Source organism: Streptomyces sp. NPDC024555, from assembly GCF_055559335.1.
Genome location: NZ_JBVHKV010000025.1, coordinates 67,945 through 91,241, shown reverse-complemented (window position 1 = coordinate 91,241; position 23,297 = coordinate 67,945). Strand labels below are relative to the sequence as shown.

The 23,297-nt window shown below is 73.3% G+C and carries 19 protein-coding genes and 1 riboswitch; of the genes, 14 read left to right on the top strand and 5 right to left on the bottom strand.

The window, feature by feature from the left end; translation table 11 throughout:
- The first annotated feature begins 137 nt into the window (after nucleotides 1–137).
- Nucleotides 138–1,103 carry a carbohydrate kinase family protein gene (locus ACZ4FH_RS32545; RefSeq protein WP_467309374.1) on the top strand — a complete coding sequence of 322 codons (966 nt, stop codon included), beginning with the start codon at nucleotides 138–140 and terminating at the stop codon, nucleotides 1,101–1,103.
- Nucleotides 1,104–1,301: 198 nt separating this feature from the next.
- On the opposite strand, the gene ACZ4FH_RS32540 is transcribed toward ACZ4FH_RS32545, so the two are convergent.
- Nucleotides 1,302–2,594: a hypothetical protein gene (locus ACZ4FH_RS32540; RefSeq protein ID WP_467309373.1), complete on the bottom strand. Its 1,293-nt coding sequence runs from the start codon at nucleotides 2,592–2,594 to the stop codon at nucleotides 1,302–1,304.
- A 158-nt stretch (nucleotides 2,595–2,752) separates the two neighbouring features.
- On the opposite strand from ACZ4FH_RS32540, the gene ACZ4FH_RS32535 reads away from it, so the two are divergent.
- The 4 genes from ACZ4FH_RS32535 to ACZ4FH_RS32520 all read left to right on the top strand — a co-directional run bounded on the left by ACZ4FH_RS32535 (nucleotide 2,753) and on the right by ACZ4FH_RS32520 (nucleotide 8,020).
- Nucleotides 2,753–4,708 (top strand): acyl-CoA dehydrogenase family protein, encoded by a 1,956-nt coding sequence (locus ACZ4FH_RS32535; protein WP_467309372.1) that lies wholly within the window; start codon nucleotides 2,753–2,755, stop codon nucleotides 4,706–4,708.
- 163 nt (nucleotides 4,709–4,871) lie between these two features.
- Nucleotides 4,872–5,057: riboswitch (cobalamin riboswitch) on the top strand.
- Between the two features lie 34 nt (nucleotides 5,058–5,091).
- Complete coding sequence (locus tag ACZ4FH_RS32530; RefSeq protein ID WP_467309371.1) at nucleotides 5,092–6,159, top strand: ABC transporter substrate-binding protein; 1,068 nt, start codon at nucleotides 5,092–5,094, stop codon at nucleotides 6,157–6,159.
- On the top strand, nucleotides 6,156–7,235 hold the full coding sequence (locus tag ACZ4FH_RS32525; protein ID WP_467309370.1) for a FecCD family ABC transporter permease: 1,080 nt from the start codon (nucleotides 6,156–6,158) through the stop codon (nucleotides 7,233–7,235). Before ACZ4FH_RS32530 ends, ACZ4FH_RS32525 begins: the two co-directional genes overlap by 4 nt.
- The gene (locus ACZ4FH_RS32520) at nucleotides 7,232–8,020 is read left to right on the top strand and encodes an ABC transporter ATP-binding protein (RefSeq protein ID WP_467309369.1); all 789 of its coding nucleotides are present in this window, start codon (nucleotides 7,232–7,234) and stop codon (nucleotides 8,018–8,020) included. The genes ACZ4FH_RS32525 and ACZ4FH_RS32520 overlap by 4 nt, the downstream gene beginning before the upstream one ends.
- Nucleotides 8,021–8,159: 139 nt before the next feature.
- Here the strand turns inward: ACZ4FH_RS32520 and ACZ4FH_RS32515 are convergent, their stop codons facing one another.
- Nucleotides 8,160–9,263, bottom strand: a complete 1,104-nt coding sequence (locus tag ACZ4FH_RS32515) for a PRC and DUF2382 domain-containing protein (protein ID WP_467309368.1) — start codon at nucleotides 9,261–9,263, stop codon at nucleotides 8,160–8,162.
- Between the two features lie 383 nt (nucleotides 9,264–9,646).
- Between ACZ4FH_RS32515 and ACZ4FH_RS32510 the strand changes: the two genes are divergently transcribed.
- The 3 genes from ACZ4FH_RS32510 (at nucleotide 9,647) to ACZ4FH_RS32500 (ending at nucleotide 13,333) form a co-directional block, all read left to right on the top strand.
- On the top strand, nucleotides 9,647–10,447 hold the full coding sequence (locus ACZ4FH_RS32510) for an IclR family transcriptional regulator (protein ID WP_467309367.1): 801 nt from the start codon (nucleotides 9,647–9,649) through the stop codon (nucleotides 10,445–10,447).
- 88 nt (nucleotides 10,448–10,535) lie between these two features.
- Nucleotides 10,536–12,203 carry an OPT/YSL family transporter gene (locus ACZ4FH_RS32505; protein WP_467309366.1) on the top strand — a complete coding sequence of 556 codons (1,668 nt, stop codon included), beginning with the start codon at nucleotides 10,536–10,538 and terminating at the stop codon, nucleotides 12,201–12,203.
- Nucleotides 12,204–12,274: 71 nt separating this feature from the next.
- Nucleotides 12,275–13,333, top strand: coding sequence for a 2,5-dihydroxypyridine 5,6-dioxygenase NicX family protein (locus tag ACZ4FH_RS32500; protein ID WP_467309392.1), 1,059 nt, complete (start codon nucleotides 12,275–12,277; stop codon nucleotides 13,331–13,333).
- Nucleotides 13,334–13,373: 40 nt separating this feature from the next.
- Here the strand turns inward: ACZ4FH_RS32500 and ACZ4FH_RS32495 are convergent, their stop codons facing one another.
- Complete coding sequence (locus tag ACZ4FH_RS32495; RefSeq protein ID WP_467309365.1) at nucleotides 13,374–13,928, bottom strand: isochorismatase family protein; 555 nt, start codon at nucleotides 13,926–13,928, stop codon at nucleotides 13,374–13,376.
- A 122-nt stretch (nucleotides 13,929–14,050) separates the two neighbouring features.
- The gene (locus ACZ4FH_RS32490; RefSeq protein ID WP_467309364.1) at nucleotides 14,051–14,506 is read right to left on the bottom strand and encodes a MarR family winged helix-turn-helix transcriptional regulator; all 456 of its coding nucleotides are present in this window, start codon (nucleotides 14,504–14,506) and stop codon (nucleotides 14,051–14,053) included.
- 193 nt (nucleotides 14,507–14,699) lie between these two features.
- On the opposite strand from ACZ4FH_RS32490, the gene ACZ4FH_RS32485 reads away from it, so the two are divergent.
- Nucleotides 14,700–15,755 carry a LacI family DNA-binding transcriptional regulator gene (locus ACZ4FH_RS32485; RefSeq protein ID WP_383634549.1) on the top strand — a complete coding sequence of 352 codons (1,056 nt, stop codon included), beginning with the start codon at nucleotides 14,700–14,702 and terminating at the stop codon, nucleotides 15,753–15,755.
- Nucleotides 15,756–15,816: 61 nt separating this feature from the next.
- Here ACZ4FH_RS32485 and ACZ4FH_RS32480 read toward each other — a convergent pair whose 3' ends face one another.
- Complete coding sequence (locus ACZ4FH_RS32480) at nucleotides 15,817–16,797, bottom strand: acetylxylan esterase (RefSeq protein WP_467309363.1); 981 nt, start codon at nucleotides 16,795–16,797, stop codon at nucleotides 15,817–15,819.
- A gap of 300 nt (nucleotides 16,798–17,097) precedes the next feature.
- On the opposite strand from ACZ4FH_RS32480, the gene ACZ4FH_RS32475 reads away from it, so the two are divergent.
- The 5 genes from ACZ4FH_RS32475 to ACZ4FH_RS32455 all read left to right on the top strand — a co-directional run bounded on the left by ACZ4FH_RS32475 (nucleotide 17,098) and on the right by ACZ4FH_RS32455 (nucleotide 23,202).
- Nucleotides 17,098–18,348 carry a sugar ABC transporter substrate-binding protein gene (locus ACZ4FH_RS32475; protein WP_467309362.1) on the top strand — a complete coding sequence of 417 codons (1,251 nt, stop codon included), beginning with the start codon at nucleotides 17,098–17,100 and terminating at the stop codon, nucleotides 18,346–18,348.
- Nucleotides 18,349–18,353: 5 nt separating this feature from the next.
- Nucleotides 18,354–19,340: a carbohydrate ABC transporter permease gene (locus ACZ4FH_RS32470; RefSeq protein ID WP_467309361.1), complete on the top strand. Its 987-nt coding sequence runs from the start codon at nucleotides 18,354–18,356 to the stop codon at nucleotides 19,338–19,340.
- Entirely contained in the window at nucleotides 19,337–20,248 is a 912-nt protein-coding gene (locus ACZ4FH_RS32465) for a carbohydrate ABC transporter permease (protein ID WP_383634541.1), read from the top strand. Before ACZ4FH_RS32470 ends, ACZ4FH_RS32465 begins: the two co-directional genes overlap by 4 nt.
- A gap of 118 nt (nucleotides 20,249–20,366) precedes the next feature.
- Nucleotides 20,367–21,569: a glycoside hydrolase family 1 protein gene (locus ACZ4FH_RS32460; protein WP_467309360.1), complete on the top strand. Its 1,203-nt coding sequence runs from the start codon at nucleotides 20,367–20,369 to the stop codon at nucleotides 21,567–21,569.
- Between the two features lie 160 nt (nucleotides 21,570–21,729).
- A complete protein-coding gene (locus tag ACZ4FH_RS32455; protein ID WP_467309359.1) occupies nucleotides 21,730–23,202 on the top strand; it encodes a glucoamylase family protein in 1,473 nt (490 codons plus the stop codon).
- The last annotated feature ends 95 nt before the right edge of the window (nucleotides 23,203–23,297 follow it).

Sequence of the window (23,297 nt, the reverse complement as noted above, 5' to 3'; positions counted from 1 at the left end):
GGGAGCCCTCCACCCCACCGGGGCGGAGGGCTCCGGCACGCCCCGGGTACGGCAGGATCGGGGATCGACCCGACGTCCTCCAGGGCCCCCGCGCCCGCCCGGACACCGACGCCACCGCACCCCGGGAGACCCCGCCCATGCCCGACGGAACCGACCTGCTGGTCATCGGCGAATGCGTCGCCGACATCGTGCGCCTGCCCGGTGCGGCCGACCGGGTCCACCCCGGCGGCAGCCCCGCCAACGTCGCCTGCGGACTGGCCCGCCTGGGACACCCGACGACGCTGCTCACCCAGCTCGGCGCGGACGCGCACGGGCGGCTGATCCGCGGTCATCTGGCCGGCGCGGGCGTCGAGGTCCGCACCGACGGCGCCGACGTCGCCACTCCGTCCGCCGCCGTGACGCTGGACGGCGCGGGCCGGGCCTCGTACGCCTTCGCGATCGGCTGGTCGCTCGGTCCCGTCGCGCTGGACCGGGCACCCGGGCACGTCCACACGGGATCGATCGCGGCCGTCACGGCACCGGGGGCCTCGACGGTGCTCGCGGCCGTGGAGTCGCTGCGGGCGTCGGCGACCGTGAGCTACGACCCCAATGTGCGGCCGGCGCTGATGGGCGACCACGCGGAGGCCGTGCGCCGCGTCGAGCACTGTGTCGCGCTCGCCGATGTGGTGAAGGCCAGCGACGAGGACCTGGCGTGGCTCTACCCGGGGGAGGACCCGGTGCGCGCCGCCGGACGGTGGCTGGGCCGGGGTCCCCGTCTGGTGCTGGTCACCCGGGGCGCGGACGGCGCGTGCGCGCTCCTGCCCGGGGGCCCGCTGACCGTACAGGCACCGCCCGTCGCGGTCGCGGACACGGTCGGCGCGGGCGACGCCTTCATGTCCGGCGTCCTGCACGCGCTGGCCGGCCGGGGGCTGCTGGGGGCCACCGGCGGGGAACGGCTGCGGTCGCCGGACCGGGCCACCGTGACCGACGTCCTTCGGTACGCGGTGGCCTCGGCGGCCGTGACCGTCTCCCGGGCCGGCGCCACCCCGCCCGACGCCGCGGAGCTGGAAGCGGCACTGGGCGGTGTCACGGGATCCTCCGGACACGGCCCACGGCGGGAGTGAGGGCGACGGTGCCACCGCCACCCCCCACGGGGACGGTGGCACCGTCATCGTGCGGCGAGACGCTGCCGGAGCGGTGGCTCCGGAGAATGCTGCACCCCTCACCGCCCGGCGTCGCCGCACTGCCGGAGTTGTATCCGCTCCCCGTTACCGAGGCATTACTGGACGACCGGGACATGACAGATCCACCGGGCGGGGCCGTCAGACCGGGGCCGCCAGACGGGGCGCCCCGTCGTCGTCGAGGAACTCGATCACCGCGAGGGCGGCCAGCGCGCACAGCGTGATCCACACCGTGACCATCCCGGTCGGCCGGTCCCAGGCCACCAGCACCGCGACCGCCACCACGACCACCGTCCAGTTCAGGGGCCGCCGGGCCCGGTGCACCCAGCGCCCGACGGGACCCCCGGTGAAGCCCGCCGCCTGCCGCACCGCGCCGATCCCGCCGCTCCACATCGCCAGCACCCGGGCGGCCGCCCGGCCGCGGCCGGTGAGCCAGGCGGCCAGCGCCACCACCACGCCGACCGTCACGACCAGCCGGACCCCGGCGCGCAGGAATCCGGCCAGCGCGTCGAAGACCGCGCCCGCGGCCGGCTGCGACACGTCCGAGGGCAGGCTGTCGAGGTAGAACGCGCGCCCCGCCCACACCACGACGCCGAGCAGGGCGGCGCCCGCCGCGACCGCCAGGGCCGCGGTGACCAGGGCCCGCCTGCGGCGTACCGCCAGCAGCACCCCGCCCGCGGCGATCACCAGCGTCACCACCGGCAGCCAGAACCCGAGGATCTGCAGGGCGCGGAACCCCTTCTCGGCCCGGCCGACCGCGTCCGAGGTCAGCAGCGTGTAATCGGTGTGGATCTCGGGGATCTTCCCCGCCACCGTCAGGCCACGGTCCACCAGCCGCTGTTTGACCTGGTCGATGACGGGGGCGAGGTCGAGCGTCACGGTGTCGTCGGTCAGCTTCACCGCCCCGCCGCCCTGCCCCGTCAGGGCCTTGACCACGGAGGCGTGGGCCCGCGCGTTCGCCTCGTGCCAGACCCGCTCGAAGGCGTCGCTGGTGACGAAGCGGTCCACCGTGCCGCGCACCAGCGAGGTCACCCCGGCCGTGAGCGGATCGCCGAGCCTGCCGAGCGCCTTGTCGACGACGGGGCGGTCGGCGGGGGCCACGTCCGCCAGCAGCGCGTCCAGGTCCAGATGGTCCATGACCGCGGCGGTGACCCGGTCGGTCACCGCCGCCTGGACGTCGGGGTCGGAGGCGAGCGGATCCATCATCGCCGTATACCGGTCCGTGTCCCCGGCGACGTCGCTCGCCCAGCTCGACACGATGCTCAGCGGGGTGAGCACGGCGGCCACGAGCACCAGCAGCACCGCGAAGAAGGAGCGCACGCGGTGCCCGTGGCTCCGAGGGGCCCCGGCCTCCAATTGCGCCACCCGGACGCGCAGCGCTTCGAGTTCGGCGTGCTCGCCGGCCGCGTCCGGCCCGTCGGGGTCCCGTTCCATGAACCCAGGGGATGCCCTGGGCGCGTGACGGGCGCGGCGGACTGCTGCAAACAGGTGAGACGGAGGGCGGAGGGTACCCGACACCCACGGGTGTACGGAAATCGCTCGCTTATGCAGGTTTCCGGGTGTCCTGGCCGATTCCTGCTCGTTTTCATCGTATGACCACCCTTCTCGACACCGAGGGTCCGGCGCAGGCCGTGGCCCGGCCGGTCACGGACCGGCTCACCCGGGTCCTCCTGGGCCCGGACACCCACCGCGAACACGGTTTCTGGCGGCGGCTCGTGGCCACCGAACCGTTTCGCCGCCCGACCGGCCCGGCCCCCGGGCCCACGCCCGGGGAACGGCTCGCCCTCGCCCACCGACGGCTCCGCGTCCTCAACAACGCGCTGGACAGCGCCGCCCGCCCGGCGAGCGACGTGCGCGCCCTGGCCGCCATGCACGAATGGCTCGCCCCGGTGGACCCGGCGCTCGCCACCGTCGCGGGCATCCACTACAACCTGTTCCTCGGCAGCCTCCTCGACCACGACTCCGACCACCCCCGCGACCTCTCGGACTTCCTCGCGCTGCGCCGCATGGGCACCTTCCTGTGCACGGAGGTGGCGCACGGGAACGACGCCGCCGCCGTCGAGACGACCGCCGCCTACGACCCCGACCGGGACGGCTTCGTCCTGCACACCCCGCACGCCGGCGCGCAGAAGTTCATGCCGAACACCAGCCCGGCGGGCGGCCCCAAGTCGGGGCTCGTCGCCGCCCGGCTCGTCGTCGAGGGCGTCGACCAGGGCGTCTTCCTCTTCCTGGTCCCGCTCACGGACGCCACCCGGGCCCTGCCCGGCATCCGGGTGCGGCTGCTGCCCGCCCGGATGGGCAGCCCGGTCGACCACTGCCTCACCTCGTTCGACAGCGTCTTCGTCCCGCGCGGGGCGATGCTCGGCGGAGTGCAGGGACGGATCGGCGAGGACCGGGTGTTCCGCAGCGACACCGAGGGCCGCAGGCGCCGCTTCCTCGTCTCCATCCGCCGGGTCACCGCCGGCCGGATCTGTATGAGCGCCAGCGCGGTGGGCTCGGCCCGCGCCACGCTCGCCGTCGCCGTCCGCTACGGCGGACACCGCTTCGTCTCCGGCGGGCGCGGCGCCCCGCCCGTCCCGGTCTCGGCCCACCGCAGCCACCACGGCCCCCTCGCCGAGGCCATGTCCACCGTCTTCGCGATGAGCCTGCTGCACCGCCGCGCCCTCGACCGCTGGGAGCGGGCGGAGCGGGCCGGGGCCGCCGACCGGGCGGCGGCCGAGCGCCTGGTCGACGTCGCCAAGGGCTGGATCACCTGGCAGGCCCGGTCCGTGATCGTCGAGAGCCGTGAACGCTGCGGCGCCCAGGGGCTGCTGGAGCACAACGGGATGACCGAACTGGTCACCGGGGTCGAGGGCGCCATCACCGCCGAGGGCGACAATCTGGCCATCCACTCCCGCGCCGCCGCGAGCCTGCTCATGGACGCGGTCCGGGGCGCCCCGCAGGAGCCCTCGGACCACCCGGTGCCGGGCGACCTCGCCGATCCGCGCTTCCTGGGCACCCTGCTGGAGCGGATCGAGCAGCTCTGGTTCGCGCGGGCGGCCGGCCGGACGGCCCGGGTGGCGCACGAGGACCCGAAGGAACGCTGGAACGCGGCGTCCGGCCCCGCCCTGCGCGGTGTCGAGGCCCATGCCTGCCGGCACGCGGCGGAGGCGTACGCGCAGGCGCTGGAGGAGCTGCCCGAGGGGCCGGCGCGCGACCGGCTGGGGGAGCTGGCCCGGCTGTTCGCCCTGCGCTGGATCGCCCGCAACAGCGGGGACCTGCTCGCCGACGGACGGCTGACCGCCGCCCAGGTCGAGGGGCTGACCGACGCCGTCGAGCAGCTGATCGCCGCCGTGGCCCCCCATCTGCCGGAGCTGGCCGCGGCCTTCGCGCTGCCCGGCGAACTCCTCGCGGACTGGCCCATCGCGGGCCCCCGGTACACCGACGCCTACGACGACCCGGAGGCCTCCTGGAACACCCGGCCCGCCGAGAAGCCGACGGGAAGGTCCGGGACATACCGCGAGGAGACTGCCCGCTTCGGTGGCGAATCGGTTCGCCCCAAGGGGTGACCGGGCAGAGGCGCTTTGTCGCGCATCCCGCCCACCGCCCCGGCGGTGACCTGCGGGCCCGGCCGCGACCGGTGCGTCCCGATGCCCGCGCGGTGGCCGGTGGCAGGGGGCCGTGCCCCCCGGCCACCGGCCCGCACCGCCGCTGAGCTGCGCGGAAGCTCGTGGTAGCGTGCCCGGTGCCAGTCGAACTCCAGCCTGGAGTCAGGGAATCCGGTGCGAATCCGGAACTGACGCGCAGCGGTGAGGGGGACGGGCGGGGCCACGGCCACTGGGAGACCACGGTTTCCCGGGAAGGCGCCCCGTCCGCGTGAACCCGAGTCCGAAGACCTGCTGGCACCCGCGGTCCGGACCGGGCCGCGGAGTCCGTACCCCGGGCCCCGCGCATGGGCCCCGAGACGACGAGGTACTCCGTGCCGCCCCTGTCCGGCCACGCCCGCACCGCCGCCCTGCTCACCGCCGCGCTCGTCCTGCTGACGGCCTGCGGTACCGGAGGGCGCACACCCGCCGCCCGGAACGGGGACGCCACCGGCTACCCCGTGACCCTCAGCAACTGCGGACGCACCGTCACCGTGCACCGCGCCCCCGAACGCGCCGTCCCCGTCGACCAGGGCTCGGCCGAGATCCTGCTCGCGCTCGGCCTCGCCGACCGGATGGCCGCGACCGCCACCTGGACCGACCCGGTGATGAAGGGCCTGGAGAAGGCCAACGCCACGGTCCCCCGGATATCCGACAACCGGCCCTCCTCCGAGAAGGTCCTGGACCGGGAACCCGACTTCGTCAGCGCCTCCTTCGCCTCCACCCTGGCCAAGGGCGGCGTCGCCCCGCGCGAACAGTTCGAGAAGCTGGGCGTCCCCACCTACGTCTCGCCCGCCGACTGCACCGCCAAGGACAACAGCAAGGACGGCGACGGGGTGCGCACGGGCACCCTCGGCATGGACAGCGTCTACACCGAAGTACGGGAACTGGCCCGGGTGTTCGGCGTCCCGGAACGCGGCGAGAAACTGATCTCCGCACTCCGCGCACGGATCCGGAAGGCCGCCGCGACCGTCGACGCCTCCGGCACCACGCTGATGTACTGGTTCGCCAACTCCACGTCCCCGTACCTGGCCGGCTGCTGCGGGGCCCCCGGCATCATCACCCGCGAACTCGGCGCGAAGAACGTCTTCGACGACACCCACGAGGAATGGCCGCAGATCAACTGGGAGACCGTCGCCGACCGCGATCCGTCCGTCCTGGTCATCGGAGACCTCACCCGCCGCTCCCAGACCGCCGAGAGCGCCGCCGGGAAGATCGCCTTCCTGGAGTCCCACCCCGTCACCCGGACCATGGACGCCGTACGGCACAAGCGGTACGTACTGCTCAGCGGCCAGGCCATGAACCCGTCGATCCGCACCGTCGAGGGAGTGGAACGCGTCGCGGCCGCGCTGCGCTCCTTCGGACTCGCGGGATGAGCGACACCGCACCGGCCGCGGCCCCGCGCGGGGCCGCCGGCCCGGCCGTCCGCGGAGCGGGGCGGGCGCTGCGCGCAGGACTGGGCTGGACCGGCGGACTGCTCCTGCTCGCCCTGTCCGTCGCCGTCGCCGTCACCATCGGCCCCGCCCGGATCTCCGTCGCCGACGTCTGGTCCGCCGTCGGGGCCCACCTCGGCCTCGGCACCGCGGAGCTCTCCCCGATCCGCGACGGCATCATCTGGAACCTGCGCATGCCCCGGACCCTGCTCGCCGCGGTGTGCGGCGCGGGGCTCGCCGTCTGCGGCACCGTCATGCAGTCGCTGCTGCGCAATCCGCTCGCCGACCCGTTCGTCCTCGGAGTCTCCTCGGGGGCCTCCACCGGAGCGGTCGCCGTCGTCGTCCTCGGGGCCGGCGGGGGAGCGGTGTCGCTGTCGGCCGGTGCCTTCGCCGGGGCCCTGTGCTCCTTCGCCCTGGTCATGCTGCTCAGCCACAGCCTCGGTGGCAGCACCGACCGGGTCGTCCTGTCCGGGGTCGCCGCCATGCAGCTCTTCTCCGCGCTGACCTCCTTCGTCGTGATGACGGCCGCCGACGCCGAACAGACCCGGGGCGTGCTCTTCTGGCTGCTCGGCTCGCTCGGAGGCGTCGGCTGGACCGAGACCGGGACGTGCGCCGCGGTCCTCGCCGTGACCCTGGCGGTCTGCCTGGGCCACGCCCGTACGCTCGACGCCTTCGCCTTCGGCCAGGACGCCGCGGCGGCGCTCGGCGTCCGCGTCGGACGCACCCGGATCGTGCTGCTGTGCGCGACCGCGCTGCTGACCGCCGCGCTGGTGGCGGCGGCCGGGGCCATCGGCTTCGTCGGCCTCGTCCTGCCGCACGCGGCCCGCGCGCTCACCGGATCCGGGCACCGCAGGCTGCTGCCCGTCACCGCGCTCGCCGGGGCCGTGTTCCTGGTCTGGGCGGACACCCTCGCCCGTACCGTTCTCGACCCCCAGGAGGTCCCGGTGGGCGTCGTCACCGCCCTCATCGGCGTCCCCGCCTTCGTCCTGGTCCTGCACCGCACCCGGCGGACGCCGTGAGCGCGGGGGAGCCGGGCGGTCTGCGGGCCGACCGGGTGGCCCGCCGGGCGGGCGGCCGGCTCGTCGTGGACGGCGTCTCGCTCGCCCCGCCGCCCGGCGGCACCACCGGACTGATCGGCCCGAACGGCTCCGGCAAGTCCACCCTGCTGCGGATCCTGGCCGGGGTGCTCGCCCCGGAGACCGGCGTGGTCACTCTCGACGGCGATCCGCTCGCGCGCATCGGCCGGCGCACGGCCGCCCGGCGCATCGCCGTCGTCGACCAGCACGCCGCCACCGAGGCCGATCTGAACGTCGTGGACGTCGTACGGCTCGGCCGCATCCCGCACCGGCGCGCCTGGTCGGCCCCGACGCCCGAGGACGAGGCGGCGGTGGACGCGGCGCTGGAGCGGACCGGCCTCAGCGGGCGGCGCGCCCAGTCCTGGCACACCCTGTCCGGCGGTGAGCGCCAGCGCGTGCAGATCGCCCGCGCGCTCGCCCAGGGCCCGCGCGAACTCCTGCTGGACGAACCGACCAACCATCTGGACATCCAGCACCAGCTCCAGCTGCTGTCCCTGATCACCGCCCTGCCGCTGACCGCCGTGATCGCGCTCCACGACCTCAACATGGCCGCGATGTTCTGCGACCGGATCGCGGTGCTCAGCCGGGGCCGGGTGGTCGCCGCCGGCACCCCGGCCGAGGTCGTCACCGAGGAGCTGATCGCCGAGGTCTACCGGGTGCGGGCGGTCGTCACCCCCGAGGGACCGGAGAACCGGCCCTCCGTGCGCTTCCTGCCGCAGCCGGTGTGAGAACGAGCCGGGACCGCCCGGAGAACCGGGACGGCCGGGGCGACCGGGCGGTGCGAGCACGGGACGCGGGGGCGGACCCGGTGCGGGTCCGCCCCCGCGTCAGCGCGGAGCGCGGCGGCCGGTGGCCGCGGTGGGGCCGTCAGCGGTGCCGCCCATTGCCCAGGTCGCCGCCCGTGTCCCTGCCCGGCATGTCCTTGCCCGGCATGTCCTTCCCGCTCTTGCCGGTGCCGTCCGCGTAGTCGATCTGCTCCTTGCGCAGCTCGGCGGAGACCTCCTTCTGCTCCGTCACCCTCGTCGTCTCCATCCGCACCCGTTCGACGGGCACGGTCTCCTTGCGCATGGTGGCGCGTTCGGCGTGCAGCGTGACCTCCACGTCCTGCTCGGAGATGTCCGACCGGGCCGCCTTGTCGCCCGGACGCAGCGGCTCGCGGACCACCCGCACCTCCTCGTGCGTCACCGGCACCGTCCTGGTGACGTTCTCGGTGACCACGTACTTGTGGAGACGGGCCCTGCCGCTCTCGTACTCCTCGGTGCCGACGTGCAGCTGCTCCTCGGAGCGGATCATCTCCTCCTTGTCGCCGAGGTCGCCGGCGGACCGCTCGGCCCCCGCGCCGACCAGCGGCCGGGAGGTGTCCGCCGCCGCGGTGTCGCGGTGCCGGCCCGAGCCCGCACCGGCGTCCGCGCCGGACATGCCGGCCGCGGCGGTGCCGGCGGACGTGGTTCCGGAGGCGGAGGGCGTCGCGGTCGTCCGGCCGGCGGCCGCGGTGCGGTCGGTGTCCGCCGCGCCCATGGCCCCGGCCCCGGCCGCCGCACCCGCTCCGGCGCCGGCCGCGCCCATCGTGCCCGTCCCCGCGGCCGTCGGGGCGTCGGCGCCCTTCGTGCCGCCGGACCCCGCGCGGTCCTCCATCGAGGCCGTGGTGTTCCTGGTCAGGCCGTAGTGCCGGTAGAGCTCCTCCTCCTCGGCGACGGACAGATGCGCGTCCGCGTCCACCCGGGGGGCTTCCTTGACCTGGTCCTTCGTGTGCGAGATGTGGAGGTCGGAGCCCACCCGGCGGGCTCCGGCGAGGGGCACGAAACTCTCCTTCATGCCGAACAGACCGGTCTTCACCGTGACCCAGTCCGGCCGGCCGGTGTGGTCGTCGACGTACACCCGCCCGACGTTGCCGATCTTCTCACCCGCGGCGTCGTACGCCGTCAGGCCGTCGAGCTCTCCGGAATCCGTGAAACCGTCAGCGGCTCCCATGGCCGATTCCTCCTCGCTCGGGCGCGTCCTGTGGGTGGGTCCAGCAGGGGAGGCGCGTCCGGCTTCCATCGCGCCTCACCCGGATGGACGCTGCAACCGCCCGTGCCCCCGGCACCGGCGGGCGCACCCGCGCCGCGTCGGCGCAGGCCCCGCAGGGCGGAGGCGCGGCGGGGCTCACCGAATTACGCCGAACGGGTGAACGGGCGGGGTGGCGGCCCCCGCCCGGGGGAGCCGGGACGGCCCGCCGGAACGCCCCGGTCCGGCTCTTTCCGGGAAACCCTTGACACCCGCCGGACGCGCCCGCATCCTTTCGCCAGAAATCGCAACGCCGTTGCGATTTCCGCACCGATACGCGCACGACCTGCACGAAGGAGGCCCGGCCCATGGCGGAGAAGGGCGCGGACACCACCCCCGAGGCCGCTGCCGGACGGCAGGCCCCCGGAGTCCTCCAGACCGTGGACCGGGCCCTGCTCGTCCTGCTGACCTTCACCGAGCAGCGGCCCGAATGGGGCGTCAGCGAACTGGCCCGTCACCACGGCTGGGACAAGGCCGTCGTGCAGCGCCTGCTCACCACCCTGAGCGCGCGCGGCTTCCTGCTCTGCGACGGGAACAGCCGGCGCTACCGCCCGGGACCCGCCCTCTCCCGGCTGGCCCGGGTCAGCGAACACAGCGGGGTGCTCTCCTCGCTCGCCCGCCCGATACTCGCCGGGCTGCTCCGCGAGACCGGCGAGAGCATCGTCCTCAACGTCCCGCACGGCGGCAGCTACCGCTGCGAGGCCGCCGTCGACGGCACCGGCCCGGTCCGCTACACCGCGATCATCGGCGCCGTCATGCCCGGCCACGCCGGAGCCTCCGGCCACACCCTCTTCGCGTACCACCCCGAACGCGAGATCCGGCAGATGTTCGGCGCCACCGGACTGACCCGGTTCAACGACCGCACCATCACGGACCTGGACGCGCTGCTCGACTGCTACGCCCGGGTCCGGACCGACGGGTACTGCATCAGCCACGGCGAGTACGACGAGGCCGTCACCGCGGTCTCCGCCCCCGTCTTCCAGGGCGACGGCGTCGCCGCCTCCCTCACCGTCATCGGCCCCTCCCACCGCGTGGACCGGGCCGCCGACACCCTCGTGCCGCTGGTACGCGCCGGAGCGGCGGACATCACCGCCGCCCTCGGCGGCTGACCCGCGCCCGCACACCGCTTCCGCCGGCCCCCGCCCGAACCGCCGGGGCCCGGCCCCACCCAGCCCTGCTCACCGAAGGGGGTGCCCCATGGCGCACCATGTCTCCGCGCCGCACCCTGCCCCGCCGCCGGGCTCCGAAGAGTCCCGGCCGCACCCGCGCGTGGCGGAACCCGTCCTGCTGGTCGTCCTCGTGGTGCTCGCCGCGGTGGGCGCCGTCATCGGCATCGACCTGGTGTCCAAGCTCGGCATCTCCGCCAACACCTCGGTGGTCGGCGCCCTGGTCGCCATGCTGATCGGCCGCATCCCGCTCGGCTTCCTGCGCCGGATGCGCTCCGTGCACCGGCAGAACCTCGCCCAGAGCGCCATCTCCGCCGCGACCTTCGCCTCCGCCAACGCGCTGCTGACCTCCGTCGCCGTGCCCTATGTCTTCGGCCGCGAGGACCTGGTCTGGCCGATGCTGGCCGGCGCCACCATCGGACTCGTCGTGGACGCCTGGGTGCTCTACCGCGCCTTCGGCTCCCGGCTGCTGCCCGCCGACGCCGCCTGGCCGCCCGGCACCGCGGCGGCCGAGACCATCAAGGCCGGCGACCGGGGAGGACGCCGCGCCCTGATCCTCGCCGGCGGCACCGCCGCGGGACTCGTCGGCACCCTCTTCAGCCTGCCGCTCTCCGCGGCCGGCGTGGCCTTCCTCGGCAACGTCTGGGCCCTCATGATGTTCGGCATCGGGCTCATGCTGCGCCAGTACAGCCCCGATCTCTTCCACACCGACCTCGGCGCCGGGTACATCCCGCACGGCATCATGGTCGGCGCCGGCATCGTCGCCCTCGGCCAGGCCGTCCACATGCTCGCGGGCCGCCGCGTCCGCAAGCGCGACGAGGCCGGCCGGGAGGCGGAGGAGAGCGCCGCCACGCTCCGGCAGGCCGACCCCACCACCGCCTACACGGTCGACGAGCGCGCGCTGCGCCGCTCCCTGATCCGGGGCTACGCGCTCTTCACCGCGGGCGCCGTCGTCCTCGCCGTCCTCGGCGGACTGGTCGGCGACATGAGCCCGCTCGGCATCGTCGGCTGGGTGCTGTTCGCCGCGTTCGCCGCCCTGGTCCACGAACTGATCGTCGGGCTCGCGGCCATGCAGTCGGGCTGGTTCCCGTCCTTCGCGGTCACCCTGATCTTCCTCGTCCTCGGTCTCGCGATGGGCATCCCGTCCGTCCCGCTCGCCCTGCTCATCGGCTACGTCTCCGCCACCGGACCCGCCTTCGCCGACATGGGCTACGACCTCAAGGCCGGCTGGCTGCTGCGCCGCGAGCACCGCCCCTGGGACCCCTTCGAGCGCGAGGGCCGCCGCCAGCAGTTCCTGGCCGCGCTGATCGGCTTCGGTGTCGCCCTCGTCGTCGTCGCCGTGGCCTGGCGCTCCTACTTCGGCCAGGGCCTCATCCCGCCGGTCGCGAAGGTCTACGCCGACACCATCAAGAGCGGACTCGGCGACCCCGACGCGGTGCGCACCATGCTGCTCTGGGCCCTCCCCGGCGCCGCCGTCCAGCTGATCGGCGGCACCCGCCGCCAGATGGGCGTCATGCTCGCCACCGGCCTCCTCATCCTCACCCCGCAGGCCTGCTGGCTCGTCCTGGGCGCCCTCGTCGTCCGGGTCGCCTACCGCAGGCTCCGCGGTCCCTCCGCCGACGAGGAACTCAACCTGGTCGGCGCCGGACTCATCGCCGGCAGCTCGCTCGGCGACTCGGCCCAGATCCTCAAGACCTGACGGCCGCCCCGCAACCACCTTCCGCACCACACAGCACCACCCGCATGGCAAGGAGAACCCCCACCGTGGACATGTACAGCAGGCTCGAACCGCGCCCCGAGTACCTCGGCTTCGAACTCGCCCTGGCCGCCCGCAAGCTCGTCGAGGAGGTCATGCTCGTCAAGCGCGGCGAGCACGTCGTCCTCACCGGTGACACCAGCAGCGACCGCCGCGTGGTCGAGGCCACCGCCCAGGCCGTCGCCGCCGCCGGCGCGCACCCCGTCATCGTCTGGTACGAGACGCTGCCCGGCGCCTCCATGGAGCCGCCCCGGCCCGTCGCCGGCGCCATCGCCGACGCCGACGTGTGGATCGAGTTCGCCGTCTCGTACCTGATGCACTCCGACGCCTTCCGCGCCGCGATGGCCAACGGCTGCCGCTACACCAACCTCACCGCCATGGACGTCCAGATGCTGGTCGCCACCGTCGGCCGCCCCGACTTCCAGGGCGTCATCCGCCTCGGCAAGGCCCTGGTCGCCCTGCTGGAGGCCGCCGACGAGGTCCGGATCACCTCCGCCAACGGCACCGACCTGGTCGGCCGCAACGGCGACCGCCCGATCAACCTGCGCGGCAAGCCCGCCGAGAAGCCCGGCGAGACCGTCATGCTCTCCGGCCAGATCTCCTGGAACCCCCTCGAAGAGACCCAGGACGGCGTCCTCGTCTTCGACGGCGCCCTGTGGCCGCCGGACGAGATCGGCCTGCTGCGCTCCCCGGTCCGCTGCACCGTCGAGAAGGGCGTCGTCACCACGATCGAGGGCGGCGCCGACGCGGACACCTTCCGCCGCTGGATGGAGTCGTTCGACGACCCGAACATGTTCCGCATCGCGCACTGGTCGCTCGGCTTCAACCCCGGCGTCCTCGCCCCGACCGGCCGCATCGTCGAGGACGAGCGCGTCTTCGGCTGCGTCGAACTCGGCATCGGCACCAAGGGCGCCTGGATCGGCGGCGAGCCGTGGGTCGCCGCCGCCCACACCGACGGCAGCGTGCTGGGCCCGTCCATCTACCTGGACGGCGTCGCCATCGAGGAGAACGGGCGCTATGTGCACCCCGAACTCGTCGAGATCTGCCGCGACCTGGGCGTCGCCGGCTACTGACCGACCCGCCGGGGGGGGCGCCCCCCCCCACGGTCCGGGCTCAGCCGAGCAGCTTGACGATCGCGTCCGTGGTGTCGGACTCGCCCAGGCGCGGGAAGATCCGGGCGAGGCTGTTGTCGTGGGCCTCGGCGCTCATGTCGGTCATGGCGTCGGTGGCGAGGGTGACGTGGTAGCCGTGCTCGTGCGCCGCGCGGGCGGTGGACTCCACGCCGATGCTGGTGGCGATGCCCGCCAGGACGACCTGGGTGATGCCCCGGCGGCGCAGCAGGAGGTCGAGGTCGGTGCCGTAGAAGGCGCCCCACTGCTGCTTGGTGACGACGAGGTCGCCCTCGCGCGGGCCCAGCTCGGGGACGATCTCGGCCCAGTCGGCGGCCGGGGCGCCGCCGGAGCGGGCGGGCCCCTCCGTGCGGCCGGGGGCACCCCCGGTGACCCGGACCAGGACGACCGGGAGGCCCTTGGCCCGGAAGGCGTCCGCGAGCGTCGCGGCGCGGGCGACGACCTCGGCGGTGGGATGGGCGGCGGGCAGTCCGGTGATGCCCTTCTGGAGGTCGACGACGATCAGCGCGGTGGCCGGATCGAGCGTGGTGGCGGTCATACGGGGCTCCTTGCGGGGTGGTGCCTGAGGGGCGGTACGGGGGGGGTGGTGCCGGTCTGTACGAGGCGGGTGGTGCCGGGAAGGGCGGTACGGGGGTGGCGGTGCGGGGTCGGCGGGGCCGGTCAGGAACCGATCAGCCGCTCGACGAGCGCGACGGCCTCGGTGACCGTGCGCCGCTCCGCCCCGTCGAGTTCGGCGGCGACCGCCTCGGCCAGCCAGTCGCGCTTGGCGGCCCGGACCCGGGCCAGGGCCGCGCGGCCGGTGTCCGTGAGCGACATGACGGACTTGCGGCCGTCGGCCGGATCGGGCGAGCGCGCGACGAGTCCCTGCTCCTCCAGCGCACCCAGGGTCAGCCGCATGGACTGCGGGCGGACGAACTCGGCGCGGGCCAGACCGGCCGTGGTGGTCGGCCCCATGTCGTGGAGCCGGGCCAGCGCGGAGCGCTGCGTCGGTGTGAGCAGGCTCTCGGACGAGGTCGAGCGCAGCCGGCGCAGCAGCCGGCCGACCACGGAGGCGAGCTGCTCCGCCACCTCCTCGGGGGTCGGGTCGGCGGGGGCGGTTCCGGGGGGTCGGGCCATGCCGCCACCGTACGAGATGCACAGGAAATCTTGCAAGGTTGCCTGTCGACTTCAGCGGGACGATTCGGCGCGATACGGGTCACCCTTGCCCTTGACATGTCCCGCGATCTAGGGTGAATGCGCTTTCAAAACGTGTGCGCGGGCCTCCGTCGCGGCACGTCCCGGTACGAAGAAGAAGCGGACGGTCGGTCGAGTGAGCGCCCCTACGGTGTACGACGTCGCGGAGCGGTCGGGCGTCTCCATTGCCACGGTGTCCCGGGTCTACCGGACCCCCGATTCGGTGCGCGCGCAGACCCGTGAGCGGGTCCTGGAGGCCGCCCGGGAGCTCGGTTACGTGCCGAGCGGCAACGCCCGGGGGCTGGCGAGCCGGACGACCGGGGTGCTCGGTCTCTGCTTCCCGGACTACGCGGACCCGGACGCCGAGGCCGACGCGGAGGCCGACAGCGACGCCGACGACGCGGTGATGCTCTACTCCGACCAGATCATCCGGGGCATGGAGCGGGCCGCCCGGCGCCACGGGTACGCGCTGCTGATCGCCGCGTCCCTGGAGGGCGGCCCGGAGTCCCTGGTCGCGAAGGTCGCCGGACGGGTCGACGGTTTCGCCGTCCTCGCCCAGACCGTGCCGACCGAGGACCTGGAGGTGATCTCGCGCCGGCTGCCGGTGGTGATGCTCGCCGGTCCCCGTGAGATAGACCACCTCGACCACATCGTCGTCGCCAACGAGGAGGGCGAGCGCGAGCTGGCCCGCCATCTCATCGAGGACCACGGGCTGCGCCGGCTCGCCTTCGTGGCGGGCGAGACCGACTCGCCGGACTCGGAGGCCCGCTTCCGGGGCTTCCGCGAGGCCTGCCGGGACGCCGGACTGCCGGTGCCGGACGCCCCGGCGCTGCGCACCCCCATGATGAAGCAGGCCGAGGGCGCCGCGGCCGCCGAGGCGCTGCTGGACCGGGGCGGGGAGCCGCCCGAGGCGATGCTCTTCGCCAACGACCAGATGGCCGTGGGCGCGCTGCGCGCGCTCGCCCGGCGCGGGGTGCGGGTGCCGCAGGACATGGCGGTGACCGGCTTCGACGGGATCCCGCTGAGCCGGATCGTCCAGCCGCCGCTGACCACGGTCCGCCAGCCGATCCGGCAGCTGGGCGAGCAGGCCGTGGAGCTGCTGGTCGAGCGGCTCAACAACACCGGCCGCGAGCCCGTCTCCCTCACCCTCCCGGTCTCCCCGGTCCGCCGCGCGAGCTGCGGCTGCGGCTGAGGGCGACAGACCTCGTAGGCCCCGGCGGGCCCCGCACGCGCCGGGGCCCGCTCCGCGCGCCCTACGCCAGGTGCTTGCCGAAGAACTCCCGCCGGGCCGCCACCAGCGCGGCCACCTCGGCCGCCAGGCCGTCGTACTCGAAGTGGCCGGCCTCCAGGACCCTCAGCTCCGCGGGGCCCGCGAGGGCGTTGTGCACGGCGAACTGGCCGGGCGGCGGCACGTACGGGTCGAACAGCGCGGCGGCCACCAGCGTCGGCAGCTCCACGAATCCGGCGGCGGTGGCGGCGTCGAAGTAGCGGAGCACCCCCACGACCTCGGGGTGGTCCGCGTGGTACCCGCGCACGGCCTCGCCGCTGCCCGCGCAGGGGAGCGTGAGCCGCAGCGGGTGGTTGCCGAAGGTGGGCACGGTCAGCTGGGCCGCGGCGAACCGGGGGTCCCAGGGCAGGGCCAGCGCGCCGAGGCCGCCGCCGAAGCTCTCGCCGAGGTAGCCCAGCCGCCCCGGTCCCGCGAGTTCGGGCACCAGCTCCTGGAGCGCGGAGGCCGCGCACCAGAGGTCGGCCACGCAGTCGCCGATGACGTAGGTGTCGCGCGAGGCGATGCCGTGCAGCACATGGGCCGAGGAGACCTCGGGGATGGACTCGACGGTGCCCCGGGTCACCATGCCCCGGACGCACGGCAGGATCGCGGCCGAGCCGGGCAGCGGCAGCGGCACCTCGGGGCCGGGGTCCTGCCGGCCGCCGTACCCGTGGCCGATGACGAAGCCGTGGCGCACCGGCCCGGCCTCCAGGGGCAGCGCCACCCAGCCGCCGAGCCGGACGCCGCCGACCGAGGTGTACGTCACGGAGTGGATCCGGACCCCGTCGCGCTCCTCCTCCACCGGACCGAGCTCCGGCTCCGTGTCCACCGCGAGGGCGGCCTCGTAGCGGGCCTGCCAGAACGCCGCGAAGTCCTCGGGGGCGGGCGGGGCGGGCACGGCCCTCAGGTCGTCGAGGGTGTGCCCGTAGGCCGGGTCGAAGGGGAAGTCATGCACGAACGAAGTCATGATCACGACACTATCCCGCGCCCCTCCAGCGCGTTCGCGGGCATCCTCCGCACCTTCCGGGGCATCCGCCGGTCATCCGCGGGCGCCCTCCGGGCCCCGGGCCAACCATGCGTAATCGGTCACATCATCCCCTTTCACCCCTACACCCCCCGTACCGTTTCAAGCTGACCCATTATGTGACCGGCACGTTGCACGAGTGTGACCCAGCACCCTCTTGCGGATTTCCGAATCTCTGCCGCAGAGTGATGTATGCGCTTACAGGCAGCGCATACATCCGGATTGCTCAAGGAGGAGCCCTCCATGTCCCGCACCGCCAGAAACGCCTCCACCGGAGTCGGTATCGCCGTCGTGCTCGCCCTCGGTCTCACCGCGTGCGGCAGCTCGGGGGGCGACGACGTCGCCGCGGACAGCAAGCAGACGCTCACCGTCTGGGCCATGGGGGCCGAGGGCGAGAAGCTCACGGATGTGGCCAAGGAGTACGAGAAGGCCCACCCGAACATCACCGTCAAGGTGACCCCGGTCGGCTGGGACGTCGCCCACCAGAAGCTCGTCTCCGCGGCCGCCGCCGGCACCATGCCGGACGTGGCCCAGATGGGCGGGAGCTACATGGGCGAGTTCGCCGAGCTGGGCGTGCTGGAGCCGGTCGACACCAAGACCTTCCAGAAGAAGGACTTCTTCCCGGCCGGCTGGCAGCAGGGCGAGGTCGACGGCCAGGCGTACGGCGTGCCGTGGTACGTCGACACCCGCGTCCTCTACTACCGCACCGACCTGGCCGAGAAGGCCGGGATCACCAAGGCTCCGACCGACTGGAAGGAGATGCAGGACCTCGCCACCGCGTACCAGAAGAAGGCCGGTAGCAAGTGGGGCCTGTCCATCCAGCCCAGCGGCCTGGACACGGTGCAGAACTTCTACTCCTTCCTGTACTCGGCCGGCGGCGAGATCGTCGACGGCAAGGGCGACGTCGTCATCGACAGCCCGGCCGCCGTCAAGGCGCTCAAGGAGTACGGCTCGTACTTCGACAAGGGCCTGTCCAACAAGTCCGTGCCGCCCGGCTACGACGTCGTGAAGGACTTCGGCAACGGCCGCGTCCCGATGTTCTTCGGCGGCCCCTGGCACGTCACCCTGCTCAACGAGGGCCAGCCGCAGATCAAGGGCAAGTGGGCGGTGGCCAACGTGCCCGCCGACCAGTCCTCCGTCTCGATGGCGGGCGGCTCCTCCCTGGTCGTCTCCAAGGACAGTGAGCACAAGGCCGCGGCCACCGAGTTCATCAAGTACCTCACGGACACCAAGGGCCAGGCCGACTGGTACGAGCGCACCAAGGACCTGCCGGCGAACACCTCCGCCTGGACCTCCGGCGCCCTCGCCGACGACGCCGACCTCCAGGTCTTCAAGAAGCAGATGGACACCGCCAAGTCCTCGCCGTCGCTGTCCAACTGGACCGAGATCACCGACAAGGTCGACCAGGCCATCGCCAAGGTGACCCAGGGCAAGGCCTCCGCCGAGGACGCGCTGAAGACCGCGCAGTCCCAGATCGAAGGCCTCGTGAAGTAGGAGCCATGAGCACCATGACCGGAAGGGCCGCGCAGCCGGCCGAGGTGCAGGCCGGGCCGGGGACCGCGTCCCCGGCCGCCGGGCCCGGGAAGACGCGGCGGAAGAAGGCCTCGCTGGGCCGGCAGAACCTGGCCGGGTGGCTGTTCTCCACCCCGTTCCTCGTCCTGTTCCTCGTCTTCATGGCCGTCCCGATCATCGCCACGCTGGTGATGAGCTTCACGGACTTCGGCCTGCGCAACGTCACCCACCCGATGGACGCGAACTTCATCGGCTTCGACAACTACACGAAGCTGTTCGGCGACGAGAAGTTCGTGAAGTCGCTGTGGAACACGGCGTACTTCGTGGTCGTCGGCGTCCCGCTCACGATCTTCCTCGGACTGGTCGTGGCGGTGCTGCTGAACAACGGCATCGACCGGGCCCGGACCTTCTTCCGGGTCGGGTTCTACGCCCCGGTCGTCACGACGATCGTCGCGGTCGCCGTCGTCTGGCGGTTCGTGCTCGATCCGAGCGACGGTCTGATCGCCGGCCTCTTCTCCGAGGTGGGCCTCACCGCCCCCGACTTCCTCGGCAACGAGAAGCTCGCCATGCCCTCCATGATCGCGATGGCGGTCTGGCGGAACCTCGGCACGGTCATGGTCCTCTTCATCGCCGGCCTCCAGGCCATCCCCACCGAGGTGCGGGAGGCCGCGCGGCTGGACGGGGCGAACCTCTGGCAGGAGTTCCGGTCCATCACCGTGCCCCTGCTGCGGCCCACCCTGCTCTACGCCACGGTGATCACCACCATCGGCTACCTCAACGTCTTCGAGGAGCCCTTCGTGATGACGCAGGGCGGTCCCTCGGACTCGACGCTCACCGTCTCGCTGAACATGTACCGCGAGGGCTTCAACTTCTTCCACATGGGCTATGCGAGCGCCATGGCGTATGTCCTCTTCGTAGTGATCATGGGCATCACGGTGCTGCAGCTCCGACTGCTGAAGGACAACACGAAATGAGCGCCACCCGTGCACCGGGCGCCGTCCCGACGGCGCCGTCGCAGAAGTCCTGGAACGCCCCGGACCCCGCCGCCCGCAAGCGGCCCCGTTCGGTGCGGCGGGTCCTCGTCTACGTCCTGCTCTCCGTCGGTCTGCTGATCATGTCGGCGCCGTTCCTGTGGATGGCCCTGTCCGCGTTCAAGACGCAGAGCGAACTGACCGCGAGCCCGCCGGTCTGGATCCCGACCGAGTGGACCCTGGACAACTTCCGGGAGCTGCTCGACAAGCTCGATCTGCCGCTGTACTTCATGAACTCGGTGATCGTGGCGGTGCTGGTCACCGTCTCGAACCTGGTGTTCTGCTCGATGCTCGGGTACGCCCTGGCCAAGCTGAACTTCGCCGGCCGCAACAAGATCTTCGGTCTGGTGCTGGGCGCCCTGATGGTGCCGGGCAACCTGATGCTGCTGCCGCTGTTCGTGCTGATGAGCAAGATGGGCCTGATCGACTCGTACGCCGGTCTGGTGCTGCCGTTCGCGGCGGGCGCCTTCGGGGTCTTCCTGATGCGCCAGTTCATGCAGTCGATCCCGGACGAGCTGCTGGAGGCGGCCCGGATGGACGGCGCCGGCGAGTGGTACATCTTCTGGCGCATCGTGATGCCGCTGGTCAAGCCCGCCCTCGCGACGCTGTCGATCTTCACGTTCCTGGGCTCCTGGAACAACTTCGTCTGGCCGCTCATCGCGACCAACGACCCCGACAAGTACACCCTTCCGGTCGCGCTGGCCACGTTCGCCACCGACCCCAACAAGGCGGGCGGATCCAACGGCGTGCTGATGGCCGGGTCCTTCCTGATCGTGCTGCCCGTCCTGGTCGTGTTCATCGCGCTCCAGCGCCACTTCACCCAGGGCATCGCCACCGCGGGCATGAAGTAGCCCGCCCCGGGCGGCCCGGACCCCCTTCCCGGGCCGCCCCACCGACTTCCACGAGGCCGCGCCGCCCCACCACCCCGCGCCGGCCGCACCCCTCACGCACCCAGAAAGACAGTTTGCGATGACGCACACCCAGGTCCCGTTCCCCGAAGGATTCCTGTGGGGCGCCTCCACGGCCGCCCACCAGATCGAGGGCAACAACACCAACAGCGACTGGTGGGTCAAGGAGCACACCGCGGGCACCCACATCCAGGAGCCCAGCCTGGACGCCTGCGACAGCTACCACCGCTGGCACGAGGACATGGACGTGCTCGCCGGTCTCGGCTTCACCGACTACCGGTTCTCCATCGAGTGGGCCCGCATCGAGCCGGCCGAGGGGCAGTTCTCCCGCGCCGAGCTGGCCCACTACCGCCGGATGGTCGAGGGGGCCGTCGCGCGCGGTCTGCGCCCCATGATCACCCTGCACCACTTCACCGTCCCGCAGTGGTTCGAGGCCCGCGGCGGCTTCACCTCCGAGGGCGCCACCGAACTCTTCGCCCGGTACGTCGCCGCCTGCGCGCCCGTCATCGGCACGGACGTCACCCACGTCTGCACGATCAACGAACCCAACATGATCGCCGTCATGGCGGGGCTCGCCAAGCGCGGCGAGATCGGCTTCCCGCCCGCCGGGCTGCCCACCCCCGACGACGAGACCACCGCCGCCGTGATCGCCGCCCACCACGCGGCCGTCAAGGAGGTCAGGGCGATCAACCCCGGCATCCAGGTCGGCTGGACCATCGCCAACCAGGTCTACCAGGCGCTTCCCGGCGCCGAGGAGATCACCGCCGCCTACCGCCATCCCCGCGAGGACGTCTTCATCGAGGCCGCCCGCGGCGACGACTGGATCGGCGTGCAGTCCTACACCCGTACGCGGATCGGCACCGACGGCCCGATCCCCACCCCGGACGACGCCGAGCGCACCCTCACCCAGTGGGAGTACTACCCCGAGGCCGTCGGGCACGCGCTGCGCCACACCGCCGAGATCGCCGGCCCCGGCATGCCGCTGATCGTCACCGAGAACGGCATCGCCACCGACGTCGACAGCCGCCGCGTCGACTACTACACCGGCGCGCTCAACGAGGTCGCCGCCGCGCTGGAGGACGGCCTCAACATCCAGGGCTATCTGGCCTGGAGCGCGCTCGACAACTACGAGTGGGGCTCCTACGCGCCCACCTTCGGCCTCATCGGCTGGGACCCGGAGACCTTCGAGCGGCTGCCGAAGCCCTCCGCCGTCTGGCTGGGCGAGATGGGCCGCACCCGCGCCCTGCCGCGCACCGCCGGCTGACCGCCGGCCCCGAGACCGGGAGCACCTGACCGCTCCCACCCCGTACGGGGGCCGGCGGAACCTGACCTCCGCCGGCCCCCGTACGTCTACGCCGCACCCCGCATCCGAGCAACACCACGCAACGCCGCCATTCCCCCTTCTGCCACAGGGAGCCGGATCCATGGACCGTCGCACGTTTCTCACCGCCGCCGGAACCGGGGCCGCGGCCCTGGCCCTCCCGGCCGTCACGGCGTCCGCCGCGGGCGCCGCACCGCTCGCCCGCACCCCGGACCAGGAGCTGCTGCTCCGCTGGTTCCGCGACACCCATCGCTCGATCGAGGCGATGACGACCGGCATCGGCCTCGCCGTCGACAAGATCGACCTCAGCGGGCCGGGCGCCCCCGTCCCGTCCCGCCAGACCTCCCCCACCAACATCGGCTGCGGGCTCTGGTCCACGGTCGCCGCCGCCGGTCTCGGCGTCATCGACGACGCGACGATGCACGAGCGGCTGGAGCTGACCGTGCGGTCCGTGGAGCGGCTGGAGCGCCACCACGGCTTCTGGCTCAACTGGTACGACGCGCACGACGGTTCGGTGCTCACCGAGTGGCCGGGCACCGGCGACCCGGTCCGCCCCTTCCTCTCCTCCGTCGACAACGCCTGGCTGGTCACCGGTCTGCGGATCGCCGCCGACGCGGCCCCCGCGCTGCGCCCCCGGATCGCGCGCATCCTCGCGGACGCCGACTGGTCGTACTACTACACGCCGTACGACCCGGCGGACCCGGTCGCCGGGCCGGGCCAGCTGCGCGGCGGCTTCTGGACCGACACCGAGGAACCCACCGGGCACCACTACGGGGCGCTCAACACCGAGCCCCGCATGGCCAGTTACCTGGGCATCGCGGACGGCTCGCTGCCCGCCGACCACTACTGGCACCTGCTGCGGACCATGGTCCCGGGCAACGAGCAGGAGCAGCAGCCGCAGGGCAGCTACGTGGCGATGGACGGCATCCGCGTCTGGCAGGGCCACTACACCCACCGAGGCCGCAAGCTGGTGCCGACCTGGGGCGGTTCGATGTTCGAGGCGCTGATGGTCCCGCTGTTCGTGCCGGAGGCCGAGTGGTCGCCGCACTCCTGGGGGCGCACCCACGCGCGCTATGTGCGCGGCCAGATCGACCACGGTCTGAAGGAGGCGGAGTACGGCTACTGGGGCTTCTCGCCGGCCAACGTCCCCGAGGGCGGCTACCAGGAGTACGGCGTGGACGCGCTCGGCATGCAGCTCGACGGGTACGCGTCCAACACCGACCGCACGTACACCACGGACGGTGCCCCGCTGCCGCCCCCGTCGGCGTTCACCAACGGCGTGGTGACCCCGCACGCCTCCTTCCTCGCCCTGCCCCACGCCCCGGCCGAGGCGATGGCCAATCTGCGGGCGCTGGACCGGGACTTCGGCGCGTACCACGAGGGGTACGGCTTCCGGGACTCGGTGAACGTCTCCACCGGCCGGGTCAGCGACTTCGCGCTCGCCCTCGACCAGGGGATGATCGCCGCCGCCCTGGCGCAGGCGCTGCGCCCCGGCCTGCTCCAGCGGCCGTTCCGCACCGGTGGCTTCCGCGCCCGGGTGCGCCCGCTGCTCGCGAAGGAGCGCTTCGGCATCTGACCCGGCACCGCCGCCGCCCCGGTGTCCCCCGGCCGTACCAACGGCGGGGCCGGACGCCGGGGCGGTCCGGGAACGGGCAGCGGGGCACGGGCGGG